The sequence below is a fragment of the Agromyces sp. NPDC029043 genome (assembly GCF_055564615.1).
The window spans coordinates 1-23,167 of sequence record NZ_JBVHVX010000031.1; the positions used below are offsets into that span (position 1 = coordinate 1).

22 protein-coding genes and 1 pseudogene are annotated in these 23,167 nt (G+C 65.1%); 5 read left to right on the top strand and 18 right to left on the bottom strand.

The features are described 5' to 3' along the window. Positions 1-165: 165 nt before the first annotated feature. Positions 166-6,432: a MobF family relaxase gene (gene mobF / locus ACZ4TW_RS22800; protein ID WP_465546648.1), complete on the bottom strand. Its 6,267-nt coding sequence runs from the start codon at positions 6,430-6,432 to the stop codon at positions 166-168. A gap of 369 nt (positions 6,433-6,801) precedes the next feature. On the opposite strand from mobF, the gene ACZ4TW_RS22805 reads away from it, so the two are divergent. The 3 genes from ACZ4TW_RS22805 to ACZ4TW_RS22815 are packed head-to-tail and all read left to right on the top strand — an operon-like array spanning position 6,802 to position 8,224. Next, positions 6,802-7,326 (top strand): hypothetical protein, encoded by a 525-nt coding sequence (locus ACZ4TW_RS22805; RefSeq protein WP_465546650.1) that lies wholly within the window; start codon positions 6,802-6,804, stop codon positions 7,324-7,326. A gap of 15 nt (positions 7,327-7,341) precedes the next feature. Continuing rightward, the gene (locus ACZ4TW_RS22810; protein WP_465546652.1) at positions 7,342-7,857 is read left to right on the top strand and encodes a hypothetical protein; all 516 of its coding nucleotides are present in this window, start codon (positions 7,342-7,344) and stop codon (positions 7,855-7,857) included. A gap of 55 nt (positions 7,858-7,912) precedes the next feature. Next, complete coding sequence (locus tag ACZ4TW_RS22815; RefSeq protein WP_465546654.1) at positions 7,913-8,224, top strand: hypothetical protein; 312 nt, start codon at positions 7,913-7,915, stop codon at positions 8,222-8,224. Here the strand turns inward: ACZ4TW_RS22815 and ACZ4TW_RS22820 are convergent. From ACZ4TW_RS22820 to ACZ4TW_RS22885, 14 genes and pseudogenes are all read right to left on the bottom strand, one after another. Further along, complete coding sequence (locus ACZ4TW_RS22820) at positions 8,221-9,153, bottom strand: Fic/DOC family protein (protein WP_465546656.1); 933 nt, start codon at positions 9,151-9,153, stop codon at positions 8,221-8,223. The two genes, ACZ4TW_RS22815 and ACZ4TW_RS22820, sit on opposite strands and share 4 nt — an antisense overlap. Further along, complete coding sequence (locus ACZ4TW_RS22825) at positions 9,146-9,391, bottom strand: hypothetical protein (protein WP_465546658.1); 246 nt, start codon at positions 9,389-9,391, stop codon at positions 9,146-9,148. Before ACZ4TW_RS22825 ends, ACZ4TW_RS22820 begins: the two co-directional genes overlap by 8 nt. A 47-nt stretch (positions 9,392-9,438) precedes the next feature. After that, positions 9,439-9,636 (bottom strand): hypothetical protein, encoded by a 198-nt coding sequence (locus ACZ4TW_RS22830; RefSeq protein ID WP_465546660.1) that lies wholly within the window; start codon positions 9,634-9,636, stop codon positions 9,439-9,441. Positions 9,637-9,738: 102 nt separating this feature from the next. Further along, a complete protein-coding gene (locus ACZ4TW_RS22835) occupies positions 9,739-10,398 on the bottom strand; it encodes a hypothetical protein (RefSeq protein WP_465546662.1) in 660 nt (219 codons plus the stop codon). 57 nt (positions 10,399-10,455) lie between these two features. Further along, positions 10,456-10,623, bottom strand: a complete 168-nt coding sequence (locus ACZ4TW_RS22840; RefSeq protein WP_465546664.1) for a hypothetical protein — start codon at positions 10,621-10,623, stop codon at positions 10,456-10,458. Positions 10,624-10,640: 17 nt separating this feature from the next. Further along, positions 10,641-10,889: a glutaredoxin-like protein NrdH gene (gene nrdH / locus ACZ4TW_RS22845; RefSeq protein ID WP_465546666.1), complete on the bottom strand. Its 249-nt coding sequence runs from the start codon at positions 10,887-10,889 to the stop codon at positions 10,641-10,643. A gap of 458 nt (positions 10,890-11,347) precedes the next feature. After that, on the bottom strand, positions 11,348-11,578 hold the full coding sequence (locus tag ACZ4TW_RS22850) for a hypothetical protein (protein ID WP_465546668.1): 231 nt from the start codon (positions 11,576-11,578) through the stop codon (positions 11,348-11,350). A gap of 11 nt (positions 11,579-11,589) precedes the next feature. After that, positions 11,590-11,853 carry a hypothetical protein gene (locus tag ACZ4TW_RS22855; protein WP_465546670.1) on the bottom strand — a complete coding sequence of 88 codons (264 nt, stop codon included), beginning with the start codon at positions 11,851-11,853 and terminating at the stop codon, positions 11,590-11,592. Beyond that, complete coding sequence (locus ACZ4TW_RS22860; protein ID WP_465546672.1) at positions 11,850-12,425, bottom strand: LPD29 domain-containing protein; 576 nt, start codon at positions 12,423-12,425, stop codon at positions 11,850-11,852. The genes ACZ4TW_RS22855 and ACZ4TW_RS22860 overlap by 4 nt, the downstream gene beginning before the upstream one ends. A gap of 38 nt (positions 12,426-12,463) precedes the next feature. Beyond that, a complete protein-coding gene (locus ACZ4TW_RS22865) occupies positions 12,464-12,730 on the bottom strand; it encodes a hypothetical protein (protein WP_465546674.1) in 267 nt (88 codons plus the stop codon). 1,297 nt (positions 12,731-14,027) lie between these two features. After that, on the bottom strand, positions 14,028-14,888 hold the full coding sequence (locus ACZ4TW_RS22870; RefSeq protein ID WP_465546676.1) for a GAF domain-containing protein: 861 nt from the start codon (positions 14,886-14,888) through the stop codon (positions 14,028-14,030). A 3-nt stretch (positions 14,889-14,891) separates the two neighbouring features. After that, positions 14,892-15,782, bottom strand: a complete 891-nt coding sequence (locus ACZ4TW_RS22875) for a hypothetical protein (RefSeq protein ID WP_465546678.1) — start codon at positions 15,780-15,782, stop codon at positions 14,892-14,894. A 3-nt stretch (positions 15,783-15,785) separates the two neighbouring features. Then, a complete protein-coding gene (locus ACZ4TW_RS22880) occupies positions 15,786-17,474 on the bottom strand; it encodes an HsdM family class I SAM-dependent methyltransferase (RefSeq protein WP_465546680.1) in 1,689 nt (562 codons plus the stop codon). A 262-nt stretch (positions 17,475-17,736) separates the two neighbouring features. Continuing rightward, positions 17,737-18,907: pseudogene (locus ACZ4TW_RS22885) on the bottom strand (IS110 family RNA-guided transposase). Positions 18,908-19,222: 315 nt separating this feature from the next. Here ACZ4TW_RS22885 and ACZ4TW_RS22890 point away from each other — a divergent pair. Continuing rightward, positions 19,223-19,513 (top strand): hypothetical protein, encoded by a 291-nt coding sequence (locus ACZ4TW_RS22890; protein WP_465546682.1) that lies wholly within the window; start codon positions 19,223-19,225, stop codon positions 19,511-19,513. A 576-nt stretch (positions 19,514-20,089) separates the two neighbouring features. Here the strand turns inward: ACZ4TW_RS22890 and ACZ4TW_RS22895 are convergent. Continuing rightward, positions 20,090-20,320 carry a hypothetical protein gene (locus tag ACZ4TW_RS22895; protein ID WP_465546684.1) on the bottom strand — a complete coding sequence of 77 codons (231 nt, stop codon included), beginning with the start codon at positions 20,318-20,320 and terminating at the stop codon, positions 20,090-20,092. 468 nt (positions 20,321-20,788) lie between these two features. Further along, complete coding sequence (locus tag ACZ4TW_RS22900; RefSeq protein ID WP_465546686.1) at positions 20,789-21,742, bottom strand: ArdC-like ssDNA-binding domain-containing protein; 954 nt, start codon at positions 21,740-21,742, stop codon at positions 20,789-20,791. 192 nt (positions 21,743-21,934) lie between these two features. On the opposite strand from ACZ4TW_RS22900, the gene ACZ4TW_RS22905 reads away from it, so the two are divergent. Then, complete coding sequence (locus ACZ4TW_RS22905) at positions 21,935-22,072, top strand: hypothetical protein (protein WP_465546688.1); 138 nt, start codon at positions 21,935-21,937, stop codon at positions 22,070-22,072. 32 nt (positions 22,073-22,104) lie between these two features. On the opposite strand, the gene ACZ4TW_RS22910 is transcribed toward ACZ4TW_RS22905, so the two are convergent. Beyond that, the gene (locus tag ACZ4TW_RS22910; protein ID WP_465546690.1) at positions 22,105-23,070 is read right to left on the bottom strand and encodes a DUF4192 domain-containing protein; all 966 of its coding nucleotides are present in this window, start codon (positions 23,068-23,070) and stop codon (positions 22,105-22,107) included. Positions 23,071-23,167 lie beyond the last annotated feature (97 nt).

The window sequence follows — 23,167 nt, forward strand, 5'->3', positions numbered from 1 at the left end:
ACACCGCTCTCACGATCCCGGGCAACCCGGACCACGTCATCGCGGAACTCTTTCGGATAGGGCTTGGGCACGATGGTCATCCTTCCAGGCCAACCTCCCGGGCAAGCCAGATCAGATGTCACCTATCGGTGCAGCAGTCCCTGACAAACCCAGGGGGGTCAAATCCTAGAGGCCGCGGTGGTGCCGGATGCCGTGCTCGGGTGGCGGCTGGTGCTGGTCGGCTTGTTGGGTGCGGTGCTGCTGGGCATCGAGTGCGGTGAGGTGGTCGAGCTGCTGCTGACGTTGGTGGTCGGCAACTGCGTCGATGCTGCTGGTGAGGCTGTGGTGTGCGCTGGCCTGCGTGGGGTCGGCGAAGGTGTCGGTCGACGGCGGGGGAGTGAGGTCGCCGTAGCGGGCGTGGTAGGCGGCGATTTCGGTGCGGGCGTCGTCCCAGACGAGGGCGCCGGCGGGGTCGGTGGGTCGGGTGCCGATGAGGGCGGTCCAGGTGTCTGGTGCGTCGTCGACGGCAGCAATCAGTTCGCCGCGGGTGTTGCGCGCGGCTGCGACGAGTTCGGTGTTGTCGTCGGGCAGTTGCCGTTCCTGGGGGACAGCGAGGCTGGCGGCGGCGGCCGCCAAGGTGGGCGCGTCGGACAGGGCTGGGGTGGTACGGGTGAGTTGGGCGTATTGGTCGCGGAACTCGGTGCCGGTGTCTCGGTGGTGTTCGTAGAGGTTGCGGCACAGGGTGTTCCACGGTGCAGATGCGTGGTCGGCACCGGGGAAGGCGCGGGTGAGGGTGTCGATGGTGTCGGCGTGCCATTGGCGGTAGGCCAGGGTGTCGGCGGTGCTGGCTTGGGTGCGGATGTGGTGGGCGAGGCCGGCGGCGTCGGGGGTGATGTCGGCGGCTGCGGCGCGGTGCAGTGCTTGGGCAGGGGTGATACCGGCGCGGTGGGCGTCGAGGAGTGCCTCCGAGAGCGCAGTGCTAGCGGGGTCGGCGGCGAGGACGGCGGCGGCGGCGGTCCCGAACATGTGGGCGTGTGTGCGGATCCGGTCGGCGGCGAGATCCGTCCGGGCGCGGTGGGCGGTAGCGGCGACCTGGGCGAGTGGGTTGGTGGTGGCTGGCGGAGCGAGCGTGATGGTGGCGGTGGCGGTGGCAGCTCGTTGTTCGCCGCCGACGATGGTTGCCGTTGATGGAGGTGGGGGTAGGGCGGTGCTGGCTGCATGTCGGCGGCCGCGGGTGTTCTCGGCGCGGAACAGTTGCCCGTCGAGACGGTGGGCGGCCGCGCGCAGAGCTGTGAGCTGGTCGAGGTCGACGCGTTCAGCGGCCAGACGGGCACGCTGCACGTCGCTGGCGGTGATGACACCGCCGGGCGCGAGCTCGTGCAGGTGCGTGTTGGCGATCTCGACCCGGCGCTGGGCGTCGGTGGCGTGGTGGTGGGCGTCGGTGGCGTGGATAAGGGCGAGTTCGCGTTGGGTGGTGAGGGTGTCGTGGGCCTCGTCGGTGGCGGCAGCCAGGGCGGCGGTGAGTCGATCAACCTCGGCGTCAGCGGCTTCGGCGGCCAGGTCGGCCTCCACCCAGGCGCGGTGTGCGCCAGCAAGATCGGCGAGCGCGGGCCGTAGCTGGTCGGCGCGCTGTTGCAGCGCCGCGATGTCGGCGGCGGCTGCTGCGGCGGCAGGTCCGGTGCTGGTGGGGTCGAGGATCGTGGCGTGCAGGTCGGCGGCTTCGGTGTGGGCCAGGCGCACGCGGGTGCGCAGCTCGTCGACGTCGAGGTCCTCGATCGGCGGATCGAGGACGATGGCGGGGCGGTCGCTGCTGAGGTCGTCGAAGTCGATGGTGCCGAGGTCGTCGCCGTCGGGCCGGTCGGCACGGTCTGCTGGTGGTGCGTCGTTGGTGAGGCTGTCCCAGTAGTCGTCGTCGACGGTGGCGTTGGTCGCGGGCAGCTCGGCGTCGGCGGGACTGACACTGGTCTCCGGTGGTGTGGTGTCGTCGACGCTGGGGTCGGCGGGTGCTTGTTCCTCGTCCTCGATGCTCAGCGGTTCGGCCGGCAGTGGGATGTCGAGGGCGTGGCGGTTGTGGGCGGCAAGCATGTCCACGCGCCATGACAGGGCACGGGCGTATTCATCGGCGCGAACGTGGTCGCCGTCGCCGCCGGCGGTGAGAAGGTCGTTGGCGACGGTGAGGATCTGGGTGGGGGTCCATTCGTGGGGGTCGGCGGCGTTGACGGCGGCGACCAGACTCGGCCAGACCGGATCGGTGAAGATGGCTTCGGCGTTGTGGTCGCCGACGATCGCGGCCAGGTCGAGCGCCCACGGCACGCGGATGCCTGACCCGATGTTGTCCAGGACAGCCGGTTCGAGAGTGTCGGCCAGCCGCCACCACAGTGCCGCGGCCGGTAGTTCGGTGGGCAGGGCCCGATGGGCAGCGGCATCGGTGAGCAGACTGTGGACGTCGAGGCCGGCGCGGGATGCGGTCGATAAGCGTTCGGCGAGGTCAGGCCAGAACGGGTCGGCAACGAGATGGGTGTCGATACTTCGGGCGAGGTCATCCCATCGGCGGGTGTCGGCGTTGTCGAGGGACAGTGCGTGGGCGAAGGCGTCTTCAAGGTGGCGTTGGTGGCGGCGGGTAGCGATCGCGTACTGGTCGGGGCCGGTGGGTCGGCTGTCTCGTTCGTCGACGTTGTGTGCGGCTCGGAACACGGCGATGTCGGCGAGCAGGGTGGTGTGGTCGCCGTCGGCGATGACCAGCGGCCTCGCCCAGCGTGGCGCGGTGGTTGGGGTCCAGGCGTGTGCGGCGGCGCGGACATCGGTGGCGAGGGCGTTGACGAGCGCGCCGCGCCGCGCCAGGTACGGGCCGTACTCGGCGTGTGCGGTGAGAGTGGGGGGCACTGCGGGCAGCCAAGGCAGTGGTCCACGGCCGGCGGAGTGTCCGCCGCTGTGGTCCAGTCGCCAGTCGAGGACTGCGGCCCGATCGTCGGCGGTGTCGAGTTCGCGGGAACGGATTGCTGCGTCGAGTTCTGCGAGGGCGTGCGCTTCGGGGGTGGTGCCGGCGAGGTGATCGAGTGCGACGGTCGCTAGGTGTTGTCGCAGGACCGGCCACGCGGGCGCGTCAGTGAGGCCGGGGAGCTGACTTTCTGCGCCGGCGTCGATCGCGGCCATGGTGTGGGAGCCGAGAAGATTCTCGGCCAGTGCACCGATCGCGTGGTGGTGTGCGGCGGCGGCGCGGGCGAGCCGACGGTCGGCGCGTTGATCCTCGCGGCCCGTGGTCGTCGCCGAAGTCTGTGCGCCGTCGCGGCCGATGATGGTGCGCAGCATGTCGACGGCGGTCGGCGGCAGGAGTGCCCGGTCGTAAATGATCTTGTGCGGATCTGATTCGGAGGTACCCAGATACAGATGGTTACCGTCGGTGGCGCGGGTCATCGCGACGTAGAGCAGTTGCTTGTCGAGACGGTCGGAGCCGACGATGCGGCAGGTGCCCAGTTGCTTGCCGCGGGAACCGACCGTCATGCCTTGTGCGCCGTGAATGGTGCTGGCATAGCCGAGTTCGCAGTGCTCGCGCACGTAATCGGCGGGCAAGGCGATCGTCGCACCGGATCGGTCGTGAGTGACGGTAAGGCCGCCGTCTTTGTCGACGTGGGTGATGGTCCAGCGGTATCCGTTGCGGACGAAGTCGGTGCCCGATAGACGTAGGCGGCGATCGTTGTTGCGGGTGCGGATGGTGTCGCCGGCGCTGGCGGCCAGGCCGTCGGCGAGGATCGTTTCGCGGCCGCGGCCGCGGGCTTTGTCGGTGTCCGAGAGGGGGTTATCGGCCATCCGGTCGGCGCGCGCGCGCTGGTTGAGTTCACGGACGGTGTCGAGGGTGGGGGCGAGCATCACCGATGCGTGACCGGCCTGGGTGTCGCGTCGCCATGCTTGGTAGGCGACGTCAGCGGCGACGGTGTCGGCGGTGACATGCACCCGCTGGTGGTCGATGTAGAAGCCGATCGCTTTCTCGTCGCCCTCGCGTACGGCCAGCGATGCCGCACCTTCGGCGGGGTCGGTGAAACGCATGACTTCGGTCAAGGTCAGGGTGTTGCCGAGGTCCGCGACATCGCGCAACACACCGCCGGCGGCCACCGATGCCAACTGCTGATCGTCGCCGACGGCTTTGACATCTGCACCGCACGCGAGGGCGTGCCGGATAACCGGATCGAGGCTTGTGGTGGCACTCATGCCGACTTCGTCGATAAGGATGACGGTGCCGGGGCCGATCTGATGGAACCATTCAGGAGCGGCGTCGAGGATCGCTGCACGAGCACTGGCGTCGTCGCCGGCGGCGTGGAGCTGGCCAACAAGGTGGGCGTACTTGTCGAGAGTGTCGGCGTGCTGACCAATGTCTTTGCCGAGAACTTCGGCCGCGTTCGCGGTCGGTGCCAGGCCGATCACGCGCCCACCGGCGTTGGTCCAGGCCGTGGTGAACGCGGCCATGGCCGAGGTCTTTCCGGTACCAGCGGGAGCTAGGGCGAGATGGAATCGGGCTCCGGCGGTGGCGAACTCGCGCACCAATGCTTGCTGCCCAGCATTGAGCGGGTACTTGTTCGCTTCGTGTTCGAGCAGTGCGAGATCGACGTGCATGTCGTCGATGCGCTGGCCGTCGTTGAGTTGAGCGGCGGCAACGATGCGGCGTTCGGCGGCCAGGACGTCGCGGTGGGTGAACTGGTCGCGGCCGCGGTCGACGAACACCGACTCACGGTCGTGCAGGCGCAGCGCGGCGGGCTCGCCGAGGTCTCCGTCGCGGCGGGCGTGGGTCAATTGCACACAATCGGTCAACGCGGTGAGGGTGATGCGGTCGACGACATCGGTGACGTGGTCGCTGCTGATGCCGAGGATGCGGGCTTGGCGCATGGCTTCGGCGCGGACGTGGTGGGCCTGCCACGCTGAGCGGGTGGCGGCGACCGTCCGCAGTGCTCGCCTCGAGTAGTCGTGGAGTTGCGCGTCAGTGAGCTGGTGGCTGTTGCCGGGGCCGCGGCGGATGAGATTGTGCTGTGCTTCGGCAACGAGCCGGGCTCGATTGTCAATCATCGTGGCGGCACGAGCCGCCGACAGGGTGAGTCGGTAGTGGCCTTCGAGTTGCCTGATCTCGGCAGCCAACTCGGGGCCGTCGTGGCGTCCGCCATCGACGCCGAGGCCTGCGCTAACCATGCGTGCGACGGCAGCCTCGGAGCCGAGAGCGTCGACGGCGTCACGACTCCATGTGGCGCGTTGTTCGGCCAGGGACCGTGGTTCGTGTTTGGCTTCGCGCGTGGCGAGGTTGGCTTGTTGACGCAGGGCGATGTGCTCGACTGCGGTGGGCTCGCGGCCGTGGTCGGCCTGGAACTGTGCGACGAGCTGGGCGGTTTTGTCTTCGATGGCTCGCGTTCGTGATGACCAGCGATCCAGGAGTTGCGGTGCGATGCCGACGATTTCGCGGACGGGCCGTTTCCCTCGTAGTCCGGTATCTCGGTCGGCGAAACTGAGGCCGGGAAACTCGGCACACATCTCAGCTTCTAGTCGTGAGTTGTATTCCTCGGAGGCTTGTACTGCGAGTCGGTGCAGTGGTGTGCCATCAAGAGCGCCCCACCGTTGGACGCCGTCGGGCCCGGTGTAGCGAACCTTGTTGGAGATGGGGACGTGAGTGTGCAAGTCCGGGTCACCTGCACGTGAATCGCGGTGAGTGAAGGCGGCGGCAATGAGGCCGTCGGCGCGCTGGCGGGCAACCCCGTTGGTGCCGATTCGGGTGTAGGCGACGTCTCGCTCGATGGAGGCAAGGGTGTGTTCGACAGCGCGGCGGTGGGCGGCTTCGATCCGCTCGGACACCTCCCGAGGTGCGACCGCCCACAGTGCCGACACCGATTTGACTGGCGAGAATGTGAGGTCGTATCCGGCGACCGCAGTGGTCTTTTGGCGGGTCTTCTTGGCAACCCAGCCTGATAGTTCGCGGCTATCTGCGGGGTGGCGGCCGAACTCCTTCACGAACAGATCTGTTGACACCTGGGTGCGGATCTCGGCACGAACCTCGGCGGGAATCTCGGCGCGTGCCTTCTCTCCGCGGCTGGTGTTGTAGTCACTGAAGGCTGCGGCGATCTCCTTCTGAAAGTCGTTGGCGCCGTCGTAGATCTTGAACGGTGCGCCGAGTTTTGTTGCGGCCAAAGCGACTGCGGGACCGTGCCCTTCGGCGGCAAGGCGCGCTTCGATCTCGGTGGCGTTGGGGTGTCGGCCTTCGCCCCAGAGGGCTTTCATCTGCTCGCTGGTGACGATGTCACCGGCCGCGATGTCGTCGAAAGCGACAAGCCCACTACCCAGCCACCGGCCTGGTGCTTCACCACGTTCGCTGTAGTAGCCCTCCAACGAGTCCTTAGCAGCCAGCTCGTCGTCTTGAGCGGCGACCTGGCGGGTCAGGTACTCGTAGCCGTCGCCGGCGGTCAGCTTGTGCAGGCTCATCATCGGCGCTCACCGCCAGCGGCGTGGGCGCAGTCGAGCGCGGCGAGAGCGCGCATGACCTGGCCGGGTGCCATACCAGGGACAATAGCAGACGTTATTGTTTCGTGACCTTAATGCAAGAGGTGTGTACGTTCTTCTCTGGGCTAATGCCTCGTCGACTGGTGGCGCTGATTGGGGCTCATGGTGCTCTCGGGTCGCGGTCTGCTTGGTGAGTTGGCGCTCTGGTGAGTTGGTGGAGTTGGCTGCTGGTGGTGTTGTGCTGTCGATTGGTGCCGGCCGCAGATATGGTGGGACTGGGTGGGATGTCGTTTGCCGTTCGGCGTCCGATCCGTAGGTCATCAGTGACGACACAGGTAGGTGAATCGATTCATGGCATCCACGTCAGAAAAGAAGCTGACAGCTCGGGAACGGGCGCGTCAGAAGGTTGCGGTGCAACGCGAGGCGCAGCGCGCCCGCGATGAGGCCACCGAGAAGGATTTGACAGTGATCCTGTCGGCAGGCGGCGTGCGCGCGACAGCGCAGCTGCGGCGCGAGGACGCGATCGCGAAGGCTCGAACCCGTTTCGACGACGCGGTTGCTCGCGCCGATACGGCGTTCGCGGCCGCCGTCGCCAAGTCCGAAACCGAGATCGGTGGGCGGCTGGCCGCGATGAAGGAGCGAGGCCAGACGCTCGGGGAGTTGGCGGAGCTGACAGAACTGAGCGAGGCCGAGGTCCGTCGATTCATCAAGGAGCATCGCGACGCCGATGAAGCTGGCGGGACTGCGGTTGGCAACAGCGATGGTTCGGCGCGGACCTCGCCGCCGGGGCCGGAGGCCGGCGACGTCGCCGGCGGTGCCCGTGGCGCGGGTCCGGAAGCGTTAGGTGAGTCGGTACCTCACGCAGCGGCGGTGTAGACGATGGCCGGGGCCATGGCGTTGATCGTGGACGCGGCAGAACATGCCGACGAGATCGCCAGGTTCCGGACGTTCTGTGTGCCGGGCCCGTCGCCTCGCGATTGCACCATCTTCGCCGGCGCAATCGGCGATGACGGTTACGGCCGGTTCTGGCTCGGCCGCAGTGGTGGGCCGAAGGTGGTGCGGGCGCAGCGCTTCGCGGTGGCGGCAACCTACGGCGAGATTCCGGCGCGGATGGTGGCGATGCACAACTGCGACAACCCGCTGTGCGTGGCGGTCGGCGAGCGACATGTCGTCGTGGGGACTCAGTCGGAAAACCTTGCGCACATGGCCGGCCGCCACCGCGGCGGCGGGAGCGGAACAGGGCGTGGGTACACGGGACTGGATCGCCAGGCGCGGCGGGCGCGGGCGCACGCGTTGCGGGCGGCCGTGTCCGGCGGCTGGGACGCGGGCGCGGTGCGAGAAGCGTTAGGCGTGGCGATGCCGGGGCAAGGCGCATTGTTCGGATGGGATGACTTGTCAGTGCCGTAGGGAACACTGCCGGTCACAAGGACTTCAACCGGAGTTGAGTGGAGGTGATCCAGCCATGGCAGGTGTGGTGATGGTGGCGGCGACGTTGGCGGTCGTCGGGATCTTGCTGTGGACGTTCGGGTCGGGCCTGCTCCGGATCGGCGGCCTGGTACTGATCATCGACGGCCTCGGCGGGATCGTGATCCGTGGCGGGAGCCTCGACAACCATCGTTTCCCGATCGAGGTTGGTGTCGGGGTGCTGGCTTGGCTGGCCGGTCACTGGCTATTCGCTGCCAAGCACGGTGTGTGGCGCACTCGCGCCGCCCGCGGCGTGTGGTCGCTGCCGGTGGTGCGGTGGCTCGCACCGGTCCGTACTGCGCGGGCCTAGAGGCCCCGACGGTGGTGCGGTGGCTCGATATGTGACGGCTGCTGGTGGGTCGGTCCGGGCGACTGGCGGTGTTCACGCTCGTGGGCCAGGCGCTCTTGCTCAAGTTGGTGTAGGTGGTCGAGGTGCTCGCGCAGCGGATCGTCTGCGGCGGGGTGGGTGGCGGCGTAGAAGGTGAAGCCATCGTTGCGGAGCTCGATGGGTGTGTGCTCGGGTTCGCCGTGTTCGTGGGCGTGGTTGAGCATGTCCATGAATAGTCGGACTGCGCGGCTCTCGTCGTGGGAACTGGAATCGTGGGCCAGCGAGGTTCCATCGCCGAGTTCGACGATGCCGGGTTCGAGTTGGGCGATGAGCCAGGTGAGGTCGCGGTGACCGTCGAAGGTGATGATGGCTGAGGCGTGGCGTGCGGCGTGAACTGCGTCGGCGTCGACGACGCGCCAGTCGATGTCCCACCCGGCGGTTTGAAGGTAGAGCTGCATGAAAGCACGCTGCGTGCGGCTGTTTCCGTCAACGAACGGGTGTGTATAGGTCAGGGGTGCCCAGAAGTGGGCTGCGGTACGCAGAGCGAGATCGGGATCGGTCGTTGACGGTCGGGTGTGGCTCATCTCGTCGAGGATCATGTGGGTGCGCTCGGCCACGAGATGAGTGCGCTCGTGCTCGATTCCCATGGCCTCGGTTTGCACTGTGCGAAACTCGCCGGCCCACGCGTAGACGTCTCTGAGCGTGTGCTTGTGCAGTTCGCGTAGGTGGTCGACGTCGAATCGATCACCGAGTAGCCAGGGGTCACGCTCGATCTGGCCCAGCCGGATCGATGTCATGCGGCGTTCGTAGGTTTCGAGATCGTGGCGGCTGGTGATGAGGTGGCGCAGGTCCGGGCGCAGCGATTCTCTGATCTGGGGGGTGATCGTGTCGTTGTCGCGGGCCTCAGGCACGGTCGTTGGCGTTGGCGATCTCGGTGAGGATCTGCTGTCGTTCTTGCTCGGCGGTGGTTTCGCCGCGGTCGACGCGGCGGATCGCGGCTTTGTCGGCGTCGGTTAGCGGCATGCCAGCCATGGTGTGCCCGGCATCGATGTTGGCGATGATCTGCTCGACGTCACGGCCGGCGGCCGCGGCGGCTTGCTCGTCGCGGGTCATGGGGTGTGCGGATGTGCCGCGGGCGCGGATGCTCATGGTGTCCATTGTCGGGCCTGGCCTTTCGGTTTGTCGATGGCGGGGAGTCAGAACGTGAAGAGGTCGAGTTGGTTGGCGGTGGCGCGCTGTTGGGCGCGTTCGTCGGAGGCTGCGGCGAGTCGCTTGGCTGCGGCTGCGGTGATGCCGGGGCCGAGTGCGTCAGCGATTGCTGACCAGGACAGTCCTTGTGTGCGAAGCTGCGCGGCGTCGTCTTGGAGTAGGTGGTCCTCGCCGGGGGTGGTCATGGTTACTCCTGGAACGCGCCGCCGGAGGCGGCAACGAGGGCGGCGGCGCAGGCCACGGCGAGCGGCGAGTCGTGGTGTGGGTAAGGCATCGGGGTGGGCTCCTCAGAGTCGGGCGAGGTTGTCGCGGATGGTGAGTCGGCGGGCTTCGGCGCGGTGCTGGTGGTCGGTGAGCGTGGTGTGATGGCCGGCGAGCTCGTCGATGTGGGCGGTCTCGGCGATCTGGGCCATGCGGCGGGTGAGTGCGCGGTAGCCGCGTCGATACCAGGTGTCGATGAGCGCGGCCGCGAGGTGGGGAAGCTCGGGGCTCCCGGGCAGCGTTGTGGAGCCGGGGGGAGAGATGACGGTGAGTAGCGCGTTGCGGGTGTGCTCTCCGACACGGCCGCGGCTGGCCAGGCGGGCGTAGATCAACTCGGGCGACAGTGGGACTGCTTCATCGAGGAGGTCGACCACGGCGGCGAAAAGTCCCTGGGTGGTGGGCTGGTACAGCAGGTGAGCGGTTGTTGGGATGACGGTGGTGGTCGTGGGGTCGGGGTTGTCGCGGGTTGTGGTGCTCCCGATGAGAGCGGTGACGACTTTGGTGGCCAGCTCGGTTGGTGCCCAGATGAGGGCGGTGAGGAAACGCATTTCGAGTTGCTCGGCGACCGCGAGCTCGAGGTCTGGGTCGGCGGTGTCGAGTGCGCCGTACAGGGTTGGGTCATCGGGGGCGGCGGCAGGGATCGGGCCGGCCGGATGCTGGTCGAGGGTTGTCGTGGTGCCGGTCATGGCGCGGTCCTCCTTGTCGTGGGCTAGCGGGCTAGGTGGGTGTGGCGGTGCTGGCGGTTAGGTGGCGCGAACACCGGTGAGGTCTTCGTGGGCCCAGTCGTCGCATTGGCCGGCGAGTTCGGCGAGTTCGTCTCCGAGATGGGGGTCGCCGTCGTTGTAGGCCTGTTCGGATTGCGCCCAGTAGCGGGCGGCTTTGTCGGCGTAGCGGTGGGTCGTGGTGTTCATGGGATGTCTCGCTCTCTTCATGCGGCGGCGGCTGCGGCGGACAGGTTCTTGATGCGGTCGGGCCGGAAGCCGGACCAGTGTTCGTTGCCGGCGATGACGACGGGGGCTTGAAGGTAGCCCAGGGCCATCACGTATTCGCGGGCTTCGTCGTTCTGGCTGATGTCGATGACGGTGTAGTCGAGGCCTGCCTTGTCGAGAGCTTTATAGGTGGCGTTGCATTGGACGCAGGCTGGCTTGGTGTAGACGGTGATCGTTTCCTTGCTCATTTGTTCCGGCCTTCCTATGGTGCGAGTCCAGGATCTGTGTGTCGATTCCTATTCTATATCGAATTGCGTTGTCGTGCAATATGTTTCTCCACTTTCCGTAGTCCTTTTATCGGTTCATTGTGTGCCATTTCCTGTTATTAGCCGCCCACTCATGGGTCGGTTGTCTGTCAAGGTAAATGGAGGGAAAAAACGGGTGCGAAATAAGCGCAATTGAGCGGAGCGAGATGTAGCGCGTGCCCGTTATTTCGTGGAATGTCTTGACGGGCGGCCGGTCCATGCCTGTAACAATGGGGCGATACAGGAAGCGGTGCTGGGGTGAGGCAGCGGCCGCGAAGCGCTCTGGGGGTCGGGCTCGATCCCCGACCCCCAGATGTGGGCCGCCTCCTGACGGTGGGGGTCTTGGATCGGGGTGTCGGGTCCGGCCAGATCCGGGTGATGGTCTGGCCGGCGGGACGGTATTAGGAGTTGGGGAAGTCTCCGAGTGCCTGGGTGAGTTTTCGGACGATGCCGCGTAGGTGTGCCGGGGTGCCTTCGATGATGAGTGCATCGCGGTCGTGGCGGTGCTCGATGACCAGGACGGCGCTGTCGTAGTGCTCATCGGGGTTGAGGTAGGTGGTGGCGATCTCGGGGGTGGGGTAGTAGGTGGCTTCGGCGTAGGTGGCCTGGATGTGCAGACGGCTTGCGGACATGTCGGGTTCCTCTATCTCCAGTTGGTGGGGTTGATGGTGTAGGCGGGTTGCCCGCCGTGCGCAGGGGCGTAGAGCTGGGTTGCGGCTCCGTCGCGGTCGGTGTGCCATACCTGGAACTGGTCGGTGGCGATACGTGCGGTGGCGGGGTGTTTGGTGGTGGCGGTCCAGGCGTCGTGTGCGAGGACGTCGCCGGTGGATCGCCAGCGTCCGTTGCTGTACACGTTGACGGTGAACCATTGGGGCCGTGCGGTGTTGGGTGTTTGTGTGTGGCTCATGCGGTGGCCGTTCGGGTGTGGTCGGTGCGGTTGAGGGCGGCGGCGATGGCTGCGCCGATGTCGGTGATTGGGTGGGTGTTGTTGAGGTGGATGCCTCGGTATCGGATAGTGCGGTTCTCTGGGATGGGCAGGGTGCAGAGTTGGCGGTGTAGGTCGTTGTATTCGAGGGTGTCGATGAGCTCGTGGGTGAGTTGCGCGGCGATGTGGGCGTTTTCAGCGGCGAGGGTGGCGGCTGCTTGCCGGACTGCGGTGGTGCTATGGCGGCGGTGGGTGGCGATTCCGTTGACCTGGTACTTCACGAGTTGGGGGAGTTCGCCGGGTGTAGTGGCGGCGATGTGGGCGGGGAGTTGTTCGCTGCTGTCGGTCTGGCTGTTGAAGCGGGCACCGTGGTAGTGGTCGATGTAGTTGCGGACGGCGGTTTCGGTGGGGCCGTCGGTCCAGGTGAGGTTGATCCAGTCAGCTGCGGTTCCTCGGTCGCAGCGGACGGAGAACTGGTGGCCGGCCCATCGGGTGCGGAGGTCGTTGCGGATGATCGCAGCGGTTTGCTTGGTGGTGTATGTGGTGGTGGCCATCATTTTGGGTCCCCGCTCTCGGGTAGGTGGGGTGTTGGTTAGTCGGTGGTGTGGGCGATGTAGTTGCGTACCCATTGCTCACTGAGGCGGTCGCCGAATCGTTCGGGTTGGGCGATGGTTCCCATGTATCCGTTTGTGGTGGTGCTGTGGTGGATGCCGCTGTCGGTTTCGTCGAAGAAGGCGGTGGTGGTGTGTTCGCCGAATCCGATGGTGCTGACGTAGTTGATGCGGACGCTGATGGTGCGGTTGCCGTTTGGTGCTTCGCGGACGATGACGCGGGTGATGGTGGCGGTGGCGATGCTCATGGTCGGCGCTCCTGGTGTCGTGGCGTTGGGTCTGCCGGTTTGCTTTGGTACCTGCCATCTCTGTGCTGGCGGGAGTGGCGGGCAAGGGAGGAAGTGAAAAAGTCATCCGGGCCGGAGGCCTGTAACCCGTAGGGCGGCTGAGTTTTTCACGGCCCTTGCGGGCCGCGACCAGAAGTCAGACGATGGTGGGGCCAAAGCAAACAGTGACCCCGCAGGGGTAGGGGTACGTGGCCGCCATGCTTTTCGGCGGCTGCGTTCCGCCGGCCACTGGGGTGTGTGGCCGATGCATCGCGTAGCGGTGCAGTGGACGCGGCCGCGAAGCGGTTGCGGTCTCCTGGGCCACAGTTGTGGTGAGAGCGCCGGGGATCGTGAGTGCGTCGACGGTACCCAGTGGGCGGGGATCTCAATGCGGGAACGCAAGCCTGAGTGTCCGGTGGACCTATTTTTCCTGCTGACATGCACGCACATGTCAGCCATTGCGGGGCGATTTTGTCGGCAGAGGCTATGCACGATGGTCCGGCTATCGATCGGTTGACCGCCTGGATCAAGGAAAATTGCACAAACACAGGCCAGCGTTTGACGATCGTGCCCCGGCGTGACACCCCGACCGACAACCACCCGTTCGTGAGCCGTTGTGTGCGGCAGGGCAAGGTGGGCTTTCTTCGTAATCGCCCACATGGCCGTGGGGCCCGGTGTTTGCGATCTGGCCTTCGATCGAGCACATGGCGCACGCTGTAGCCGCCACGCCCATCGACAAGGTCCTGGTTTGCCTTGAGTGGTCGGAGTCGTTCGCCGGTTGGCGTCGACGGTGGGAGCCTATGACGCTGCGACTGACTCGCACGTCCCGGCGCTAAATAGTGGGGTAGTTAGCGATTTCGAGTACCTGCTGATGTGGGATACGGAGATCATCGAGGGCGCGAAGCGTGGGTGGGGTCGGGAACGGATTCATCCGACTCGCCGGAAGCTGAAGTCCGCAGGTTTGGATGAGCAGTTTGTAATGACGTATGCCCTGGGCCTAGGTGCGAGCGCGAACCTTGCGAGGCATCTCGCGAAGCACTACTGCGTGGTCTAGCTCAAGCGCTAGTTGTGCGTCGAGCTGCCCAGCGGATCAGTCGCCGGCGTTGCTCAGCTGTGCGCTCAGGGTGCCGTTCTGCCTCTCGTTCGGCAGCGATAGCTTTTGCCCATGCCCGTCTCATGTCTGGGTCATCAAACAACGGTGCCTGTTCGAGATTTTCCACCTGGGTCACACCACCTTTCATGCCTACTCCCTCGAACACTAGCGATGGCCACTGACAAGTCACCGCGAATCCAGCTGATTGCGAATCTTGTTGATCTTGCCAGTCGACAGTGCGGTGGCCTCAGCCGTAGCTAGTAGCTGCGCAAGTACTTGCATCATGCCGATATCAGAATCGGTGAACCCGTCGGTCTCCATGGTGTTCGCCGTCAGCATGCCGAAAGCTAGGCCGTCCGCACGTACCGCAACCGAGACGAACGACCGGTACTGCCTGTTGGCGTTGGTGTCCCATGTATCGGGGACGCTGGACCTAGTGTCGTTGCTCATAAAAACCTCACCAGTGTCGATGAGTTTCCATACCGCCTGGTCAGGATGGCCGACCCCTTCAACGAACTCGGTAGTGAAGGAGTCTTCGCGCTTGCGCGAGTGGGTATAGGTTCCGGTGCGCATGACCCTGTTATCCGCTGTCAGGTCGACCACTCGAAAGTAGCCGGCCCGTGGCGCCTCGCTCTGAACCAGATCACACACTTTGCAGACGATCGAGGCACGAAGTCCGCTGATCAGCTCGTCTTTAGTGGGTTGATCGGCTACTGCCAGCTCGCGTAGCTGCACAGCAGTCCCTAGCATGGCGCCGTTGACTATCAACATCGTGCGGCGCGCCTCGGCCTTGAGAGTCTCGGTGAGAGACGTCTTCTCCTCCGCCTGCTGGCGCTTGAACGCGCGCTCGTTACGGAACTTTAGAAATCCAACGAATGCGGTCAGGACACCGAGAAGAAGAGCAGCGGCACGCGCGGCGTTCTGAGCAGTGTCAGACGTGACACTGATGCAGAAAGTTGTGAGCGCGGTGAGGGCTGCAAGCACACTGACTGCGGCCGTGTAGATCACCGCACGGTCTTTCACCTGCTTGCTCTCGGCATCCCCCACTAATCAGTCGCTGTCTGAACTGTTGGGCAGGGGAAGGTCGCGGCGCTCTCGGCGTTCCCGGACTCGCACGTGGTACGAGATGGGCGTGACGGACAGCAGGTGGTCGATCATCTCGGTGAAGAAGCTCGCTGGGCTGATGTCATTGGGTACCAACTCTGGATATGCGGTGACGCTAGGGTCGGAAATCGACCCATCCCAGTCGACCAGCAACAAGGCAGTTGCGGTGTAGCCGTTAATGTCTCCTCGGTGCCGGAGCTTTCGGACCATGTCGATGGTGCGCTCGAACGCGTCCGGTTCATCACGGATGATCGTTGCTCGCTGAACGAAAAAGTAGCCGACGGAGGCGAGGGGATAACGTCCGCGGAGATTGCTGGCGTCGCCGTAGGATTCTTCAAAACGGTTGGGTAGGTTCTTACCGAAGCTTGAGAGTTGTGCCTTGGTTGAGACGAGCAGTTCTGGCCCCCGGTCCCATCGCGCGATCACAACATCGACCTGTTTGGGGTAGGCCTGACCGAGTACACGAGCATCGACGGGGGCGACGGCGGCGATCGACGGTAGCCGCGCCGCGACCTGTTCCCTGAGCGGTGCCGGGAGTCTCTCGAGCAGCACGCTGATGTCTCGCGGCAGCACGCGAGGTCTAGAAGACCTGGGCCACACTTCATCTCGCTCGAATCCTGCTCGGCGAAACTCGTGAGCTATCCATGCATCGATTCCATTGGCGAACTTGCCGCTCTCCGAGGCCGCGCCTTCTGCCACGGGTATGCCCAGTAGCTGCTCGAGTAGCCGGTAGTCAGGCGTGTAGCTAGGAGTTTCACCGCGATGGTGCGACCACGGGTCGGTCGGTTCGTCTCCGAAGAGGTGATCGAACTGGCTGAACGAATCGGTGCGCGCCATCAGCTACTGCGGCGGGTTGGCGGCTCGAGCCAGGCGGCGTGCGGACATGAGGGCATGCGCAGCCACGAGTTCAGCGTGTTGGTTGTCCGATATGCCCATCCCGTCGCGAAGGACAGCATGGTCGACGAGCCTGACGGCGCCGAGTAGATCGCCGCTGCGGAGCGCTTCGCGGACCGGAGCTCGCAGATGCCGTAGGTCCGGCTCCAACCGCTCTACTAGCTGGGGCGAGGGGAGCGGTAGATGGTCGGCCTCTCGCGGTTCGATCTTGAGCATGCCGCCGCCGTAGGCACGTCCGACGAGCTCGGCCCCGAGGAGAGTCACGGTGTTGAGCGAGGCAATGGGCAGTAGCGCGGCCCCAAGAGGTCGATGCTCGGGTTTCAGGTAGATTCCATGGACGCTGTTGAGGTGCACCGCTCTACTCGAGTTGGTGGTCATGCGCGGCGTGTCGGCGTTCATGTAGGTGAGCAGGAGGTCCGCGGGTTCGCTGATCGGCACCTGCCACCACGGCGAGCGGACACGGCATTTGTAGGCTTCGTGCACTCCGGACTGTTCACCCTCGTCCAGGTAGCGCCGGGCTCCGGGTGACATCGCGGAGCGCTTCATGCCGGGGCGGAAGAGTAGTGTCTGTGCTCCTTCGTCACCGAGCCTGTTCAGCGCTTCTGTCGACAGCGAGAGACCGCGTAGGTGACGACTTCCCGGAGGGGACAGTCGTACCGTCTCTGAGTCACGAAGGCGCAGTTGCCGTGCTTGCGCAGGTGACAGGGCGAAATACTGGTTGCGCCCGGTGACCGCGCCGAGAGTCGTCTCTCCCCACTCGTGCAGAACCTCGAACCCGTTGCTGTCGGCGAGATTTGAGTACGCCTCGAATGCGGTGGCGGTCAACAGTGCAGGTGTCCACTTCGCACGCGCGTGTGTGGGTCGCCATCGGTGCTGTGCTGCACTAGTTGACAGTTCATCGTCGAGGTCATCGATCGACCGGACTTGGTGCAGTTCGCAATGGTCCGTGCCGCCCTCTGCGAGGGCGTCCTCGGCGAGGAGAAGCACGACCTCTTCCTGGACACCCGGGAATACCCGCTCTGTGAACATGATGAGACGCACCCGGCCAAACCGCTCCATCAGGTAGCGGCGGACCTCCGCTGCGTAGTTCACCGATAGCAGTTCCGCAGGCACTACGAGGCCAAGACGCCCGCCGGGGCGTAGGAACTCGGCCCCGTGCACTGTTGCTGCCGCCCACATGGAGGCGAGGCCGGTCAGACCAACACCACCACGAAGAGCCGCACGCCGGCTCGCGAGGCGAGCGGCACCCGAATGATCCTGGTACCGGACGTAGGGCGGATTACCGATAACAACATCGAATCTGCGTTCGCTTGGGACCTCGAAGAAGTCGCCTACTCGGATGCTTGCTGAGCGCCCGGTCGACTCCACCAGACTGGCCGCAGCCCGAGCACTCGGCTCGTGAATCTCGATCCCCTCGAGCTGGGCATGCGCACGTGGCGCCCCGAGCTCGTCCAGTCGACTCGCCGCTGATGTCAGGAACGCAGCTTCGCCACACGACGGCTCCAAAACGCTGTCAAGAGGATCACGGACCGCCCAACGAGAGACGAAGTCGGCCAGCGCCGGCGGTGTGAAGAACGCACCACGGGCCTTCCGCAGCGCGAGAGTGTCCTTAACCTCGGTGGCGGCGGTCTGCACAACTCGAGTCACGCTACTGACCCTTCGTGTAGTGCGTCTGCGAGGATCGCGGCAGCACACTCGCTGACAGACGTGCCTCGACTCGACGCTTCCGCGGCGAGTTGCTCGGCGAGCCCGACGGGCACTCGAACCAATACAGCCTTGCGCTCACCGCGCCAGTGGCGTCGACGCTCCGACGCAGCCACCTCATGTTTCGATTGCACTCGAAAGTTGTATCAACTTCCGCCGACACCTTTCGTGAGGCGCGCTCGAAACTAGCAATCTACGCGGCCACAGGCGAGTTCGTTGGCAGAGGGACGGGTTGGGGGGTCCATAACCGTCCATCTCGAATAAGTGCCCACACGACGTCGACGAGACGTCGGGCCAGCGCGATGAGCGCGTGGACGTGGGAACATTTCTCGCGTCGTTTGCGCTGGTAGAACTCGCGGGACGGGCCGTCGCGCTGCTCGGTGGTAGCGCTGGGGTCTGCGCAAGGTGCCACGCCGGTTTCCGGAGTCGTGCGGTACTGGAGCAAGACCGGCGTAGGCGGCGAGCTTGGCGGCCGAGCCGAACGAGGTGAGATCACCACCGGTGATCGCGACGAGCTCAGCTCCACTTCGGGCGCCGATGCCTGGCACGGATTCGAGAATCCGGGCGTGACGGTGGCGGCGGAACACCTCGGTGATCTGCTTATCCAGGTCGGCGATCTGACGGGTCAGCGTAATCAGTGAGGTAGCCGCGTGTTGCACCAATAGTGCCGTGGTCGCCTCGCCAGGCAGGGTGACGGTCTGCGCGGCCGCGGCGGCACGGGCTTTGTCGATCATCTTCGGGATCGTGGGTCGGCGGACGCCGTGACTGCGCAGGTGGTCGTAGATCTCGTCGTCGGAGACCGAACCGAGCGCTGACGGCGTCGCGAACCGGGTGAGGAACGTTAGACCGGTCAATGTCGAGTAGTCGAAACACCGTTCCAGCGCAGGAAAAATGCGGGTCAGCAGGCCACGCAGGCGGTTGATTCCTCGCGTACGTTCAGCGACCAGGTCGTTGCGATGTCCAGTCAGCAGGTCGAGTTCGATCGCGACGTCGTCGGGCACGGTGATCGTCGCGAGGTCGCCACGTAGGCGGGCTGTCTGGGCGATCACGACCGCGTCGCGGGCATCGGTCTTGCCCTCACCCGCAAACGCACCGGTCATACTGTGCACGACGCGACCGGGCACATAGCGGATCTGCTGGCGCCGTGCAGCCAGCACACCCCGCAGCAGCGCGGACTCCGGTGCGGTCATATCAATCGCCCACACCACCAATTCCATGTCGGCGACCCGGTCTACGAGCGCTTCGATCGCAGGCTGATCGTTGGGAAGCCGTCGAGACCACAGCACCGTTCCCGCCTCGTCGACCGCAGCGGCGTGGTGCGCACGTCGACCGACATCGATTCCTACCCAGACGGTTTCGTCCATACTGCCCCTTCCCCATGCGTCTGGCTCGTCAGGGTGGTTTCGCCGGCACACCTTTACGCAGCGACAAGTTCGCGAACACATCTCAATCAGCGGCCGAAACGACCCGTCACGGTCCGGGGTGGCCTTCCCCGCCGAGCCACCGAGGGCATACAGGTGATTGTCGAGCCACACCCCGAACCGCGGACGAGCGTCCGAGGCGACCGCCCCGGACGTACTCCAACGTAAAGGTGATTGTGCGGGAGCGACGCGGGTTCGGTAGGGCTTGGTGTCGCGGTAGCTCTGGTGCAGTTTGTTTTTGGTCGGCATAATCGCCGCATGTCATCGTTTACGTGGGCTGATTGGGTGCGTTATATTGTGACGCCGCTTGTTATTGTGGCAATTACCGCGATTGTCTCGACACGAAATTCGCGGAAGAAGCCGCATGAGCGGTTAAAGAACTTGGTTGATATTCATAACAGCCTGCCGGACGATATGGATCGGCGCGGTGTAGTTAAGATTGCGATTGCGCGGGAGCTTGTCGATTTTGACCGACGGATGGTCGCGATCAGCGGGGAGTCTGGACCGGGTTCAAGGAGCGGGTTGCTCAACGTCCAATTCCTCATTTGACCCTCGAAATAGTCGCTCGAATCGGAGGATATTTGGCCGTCATAGGCGGAGCTTTTAACGCAGTAGTAGCTGTTGTTAATAGCGGAGGCTCCGCCGCAGCATTTTTGGCAGCCACATCGATCCTCGTTATATCAGTAGGCGGCGGATACCTGTGTTTTCAAATTGCCTCCCATGTGAAGGAGGGCGCGGTGGAGCTGAAGCGGGATCGTGTTGCGGCGTGGATTCTATGAGGGCTGCGGAAAGTCTTGTTGATCTCGGAGTGTTTACCCGGGACGAGAGGTCGGACGGTGCGGACGATAGTTTCACTCTCACCGATTTTGGGAGGTCGGCGTGGGATAAGGCTTTGACCGAGGCGGATCAGCAGCATAGTAGTCAGTGGGTGGAGATTTCACGTGACGGTGGGGCGGAATCGACAGACGCAGGGACGGACGATTGATGAGTACGGGTGCGGGCGAAGCCCGCTCCTTTTATCTGGAGTGTCGGGCCGCGCAGCGGCCGGTCGTTTCGTGCGGGTATTGGGACATGACGGTTGGCCCCGGTGCTGGGCACCGGGGCCGTTGGCCAGCTGGGTTGGGGCTAGTCGAGTGGGTGGAAGATGTGGCCGGCGCCGATGGCGTCGTAGCCGCATCCGTCGCAGATCCAGTATCCGGTGTGGCTGGATGCTCGGATGTGGACGATGTAGCCGGTCCGCTCGAGTAGTGAGGTGAGGGAGCCGGCTTCGGTGGTGTCGAGGCCGGTGAAGTCGGCGTTGACGGTGGCGGCGGCGCAGCTGTCGCAGAGGGTGTAGCTGGCGGTGGTGGCTGTCATGATGTTCTCCGTTCGTTGGGTTCGCCGGGTGGCGGACGTTGGAGACGTGGGGACCGATCGGGGTGGCCTGTCAACCCCGTAGAGTCCGGTGCGCCGGAAGCCACTTTCATGCGAGCGGAGCGAGTGTGGGTGTGAAAGTGGTTGGAGCGCAAGGGCGTAGCGCAGCGGAGAACGGGCGGCAGCCACCGGGCGTGGGTTGACAGGTCGGGGCCTCGATCGGTCACGATTGGTCGACGTGCGCGCGTTGATAGTGAGTGGCTCCTTACTGGGTTGTGGTCGGTTCGGTGTCGGCCGACGCAGCGATAGCGGAGTCGGGTGATAGCGAACACAGCGCTGTGCGACCGTAGGTCGGTCAATGGTGTGCCTGGCCCGCCGGCCTGCCACGCTTTTCGGCCGGCCGGCGGGCCAGACACCGTTGGGATGGTGCGGCCCCGGCTCCTTGTCGAGAGCCGGGGCCCCTCCTGTGGTTTAGGCGGCGGCGTCCTCGTGCTGGGAGTCCTGGGGGTCAATGGCGGCGACGATGGTGCGTGCGGTCGACAGGACGCGGGTGGCGGTGGCCTTGATGAGTTCGAGGTCGCCGTCGGCCCATCCGGCGATGTAGCCGACGGTGTAGCCGCTGGTGTCGAGTCCGAGCATGCCCGCTGCGATGTAGGCGACTGATTCGGCTTCAACTTCGCAGACGCCTTGGTGGGCGACGTAGTCGGCGGCGGCGATGTCGGTGTGCATCAGTGCGTGACCGATTTCGTGGAGAAGGGTCTTCGCCGACTGTGCGGGGCTGAGGCTCCCGTCGACGACGATGCGGCGGGTTCCGTCGGTGGTGGTGTAGCCGTTGGTTTCGCCGGTGATGTCTTCGCGGGCGACGGTCCATCCGTGGCTGGTGATCCATTCGTGGGCGCGGCCGTAGATGTCGGCGGTGTCGTCGCCGGTGAGGCGCTGGGATGGGTTGGTAGCGTTGACCTCGGCCCATGTCTTGGCGTTCTTGTTCTTGCGCAGCATCCAGTCGGTGACCTCGGTGATGGGGTCGGTGTCGGCCTCGTCGAACACGCAGAGGATGGGGAAGCGGGCCTGTTTGGTTTCGACGTCTTCGCCGGTCGTGGGGTCCTCGGTGCGGACCTTTTTGGAGCTGAACCCGTAGATGCGGATTCCCTTGGCACCCTTGCGGACGTGGCGGCCGTGAGCGAGCCATTGGTTATATCCGGCGACCTGGGAGGCGTCGGGGCGCTGGGCGAGGATCAGTAGGAGGTTGCGCAGGCTGTAGCTGTGGAATCGTGCGGCGGAGTCGAGGAAGGCTCGCCATTGGTCGCTTCCGGTGAGGGCGGCGACGTGGTCGGTGAGCGTGGTGTGGAGCTGCTCGGCTGTTTCGCGTCGGGCGGCGGCGCGGGTTTCGCGAGTGGTGGCGCTGACCTTGGTTCGAGTTGTCATCGGGTGTGCCCCTTCGGGTTTCGGCCTGGGCCTAATGCCCTGACCTGCACCTCCATTCTATGTCATGAATGATGACACCGCAAGGTGTGCGGTGGTTATCGTGAGTGTGCTGCAACAGTTTTCGGCCGTTTCCGGGTGCTAGGTCGGTGTGTGTGCGTGCGCTGGGCGGTGGTGGGCGGTAGCGTGGGTTGCATGGTCTCGTCTGTGGAACTGTGCGTGTGGCGTGCGATGGTGCCGCTGCCGTCCCTGGTGGCGGCGATGGTCCTGGGAATCGCTCCCGAGGATCGTGTGGAGTTCGGCTATCCCGAGAACGGGGGATGCACCCTGTAGGTGCATCCCCTCGTTCGTTCTCGGGTGGTGTTCTACTCGTAGGTCGGGAACGTTTCGATGCCGAGCTGATCGGCGGCGGTGGTGGCGTCCATCGCGGTGTTGATTGCCTCCTTGATGTGGTCGGGGTGTACGCCGCTGCGGCTGGCGGTGTCGAGGAGCTGGGCGAAGGATATGGGGGTTTCCTGCTCGGCGGTGATGGCGTCGAGTCCGTGGTTGACCATCGCACCCCCTCCGTCGGCGTAGTAGGCGGCCACGGCGATGGTCATCACGTTGGCCAAGTCCTGGCCGGTGAGCAGGACGGCGCACTGGCGGAATGTCTCGGCACCTGCGCGGGTGTCGAGCATGGCGAGGTAGAGCAGGGCGTCGCGCTTGAGGGGGCCGGTGCGGACGATGGCGGCGACCGCTGCGGCGAGGTCCTCGTCGACGGTGGCGCGACCGTGCATGACGTTGATGAGTTCGCCAACGATGGCCGCGTTATCGAGGGTCTCGGGGTTGGGGATCGTGGCCGGGTCACCGTACTTGGCAAACATCTCTGCCTCCGCGCGGCGGCTCGGGGAGATGCGGCGGCCACGGGCGACGGCGGCGGCGGTGGCGGGGCTGTCGAGGTAGCTGCGGGTGTGGCCTTCGATCTTGTTGGTGTGGTCGATCCATCGGTGCCCTGCGTCGGCGACGGTGGTCGTCTGGATGGTGGTTACGCGGATCCCGGCTGCGTCGAGGGCGTTACCCATGGTGCGACTTGCCGGATGGACGTTGTCGAGGGTGTCGGTGTCGTCGATGGTGATGACGTAGGCGTGACGGACGTGGGCCGATGCGACGGCGTCGGCGATGACGGCGGCGATACCCTCGCCGACGATCGCGAGGTCGTGGCGGGCGGTGGGGCTGGCGACGCGTCCGTCGTGCATCCCGATGACGACGAGTGAGCGCTCGGGAATGAAGCCGATGAGAGAGGGGATGGCGGCGAGAAGCTGGGTAGCGGTAGTGGTCTGGTTGCTGTTCATGGTGTGCCCCTTCGGGTTTCGGTCTGGGCCTGGTGCCCTGACCTGTACCTCCATTCTATGTCATTAATGGTGACATCGCTAGTTGTGGCGCATATTC

Coding starts and splice junctions, on each gene's coding strand:
- mobF (WP_465546648.1), bottom strand. CDS start 6,432: ATGAGCCTGCACAAGCTGACCGCCGGCGACGGCTACGAGTACCTGACC.
- ACZ4TW_RS22805 (WP_465546650.1), top strand. CDS start 6,802: ATGGCATCCACGTCAGAAAAGAAGCTGACAGCTCGGGAACGGGCGCGT.
- ACZ4TW_RS22810 (WP_465546652.1), top strand. CDS start 7,342: ATGGCGTTGATCGTGGACGCGGCAGAACATGCCGACGAGATCGCCAGG.
- ACZ4TW_RS22815 (WP_465546654.1), top strand. CDS start 7,913: ATGGCAGGTGTGGTGATGGTGGCGGCGACGTTGGCGGTCGTCGGGATC.
- ACZ4TW_RS22825 (WP_465546658.1), bottom strand. CDS start 9,391: ATGAGCATCCGCGCCCGCGGCACATCCGCACACCCCATGACCCGCGAC.
- ACZ4TW_RS22830 (WP_465546660.1), bottom strand. CDS start 9,636: ATGACCACCCCCGGCGAGGACCACCTACTCCAAGACGACGCCGCGCAG.
- ACZ4TW_RS22835 (WP_465546662.1), bottom strand. CDS start 10,398: ATGACCGGCACCACGACAACCCTCGACCAGCATCCGGCCGGCCCGATC.
- ACZ4TW_RS22840 (WP_465546664.1), bottom strand. CDS start 10,623: ATGAACACCACGACCCACCGCTACGCCGACAAAGCCGCCCGCTACTGG.
- nrdH (WP_465546666.1), bottom strand. CDS start 10,889: ATGAGCAAGGAAACGATCACCGTCTACACCAAGCCAGCCTGCGTCCAA.
- ACZ4TW_RS22850 (WP_465546668.1), bottom strand. CDS start 11,578: ATGTCCGCAAGCCGTCTGCACATCCAGGCCACCTACGCCGAAGCCACC.
- ACZ4TW_RS22855 (WP_465546670.1), bottom strand. CDS start 11,853: ATGAGCCACACACAAACACCCAACACCGCACGGCCCCAATGGTTCACC.
- ACZ4TW_RS22860 (WP_465546672.1), bottom strand. CDS start 12,425: ATGGCCACCACCACATACACCACCAAGCAAACCGCTGCGATCATCCGC.
- ACZ4TW_RS22865 (WP_465546674.1), bottom strand. CDS start 12,730: ATGAGCATCGCCACCGCCACCATCACCCGCGTCATCGTCCGCGAAGCA.
- ACZ4TW_RS22875 (WP_465546678.1), bottom strand. CDS start 15,782: ATGGCGCGCACCGATTCGTTCAGCCAGTTCGATCACCTCTTCGGAGAC.
- ACZ4TW_RS22890 (WP_465546682.1), top strand. CDS start 19,223: ATGTCATCGTTTACGTGGGCTGATTGGGTGCGTTATATTGTGACGCCG.
- ACZ4TW_RS22895 (WP_465546684.1), bottom strand. CDS start 20,320: ATGACAGCCACCACCGCCAGCTACACCCTCTGCGACAGCTGCGCCGCC.
- ACZ4TW_RS22900 (WP_465546686.1), bottom strand. CDS start 21,742: ATGACAACTCGAACCAAGGTCAGCGCCACCACTCGCGAAACCCGCGCC.
- ACZ4TW_RS22905 (WP_465546688.1), top strand. CDS start 21,935: ATGGTCTCGTCTGTGGAACTGTGCGTGTGGCGTGCGATGGTGCCGCTG.
- ACZ4TW_RS22910 (WP_465546690.1), bottom strand. CDS start 23,070: ATGAACAGCAACCAGACCACTACCGCTACCCAGCTTCTCGCCGCCATC.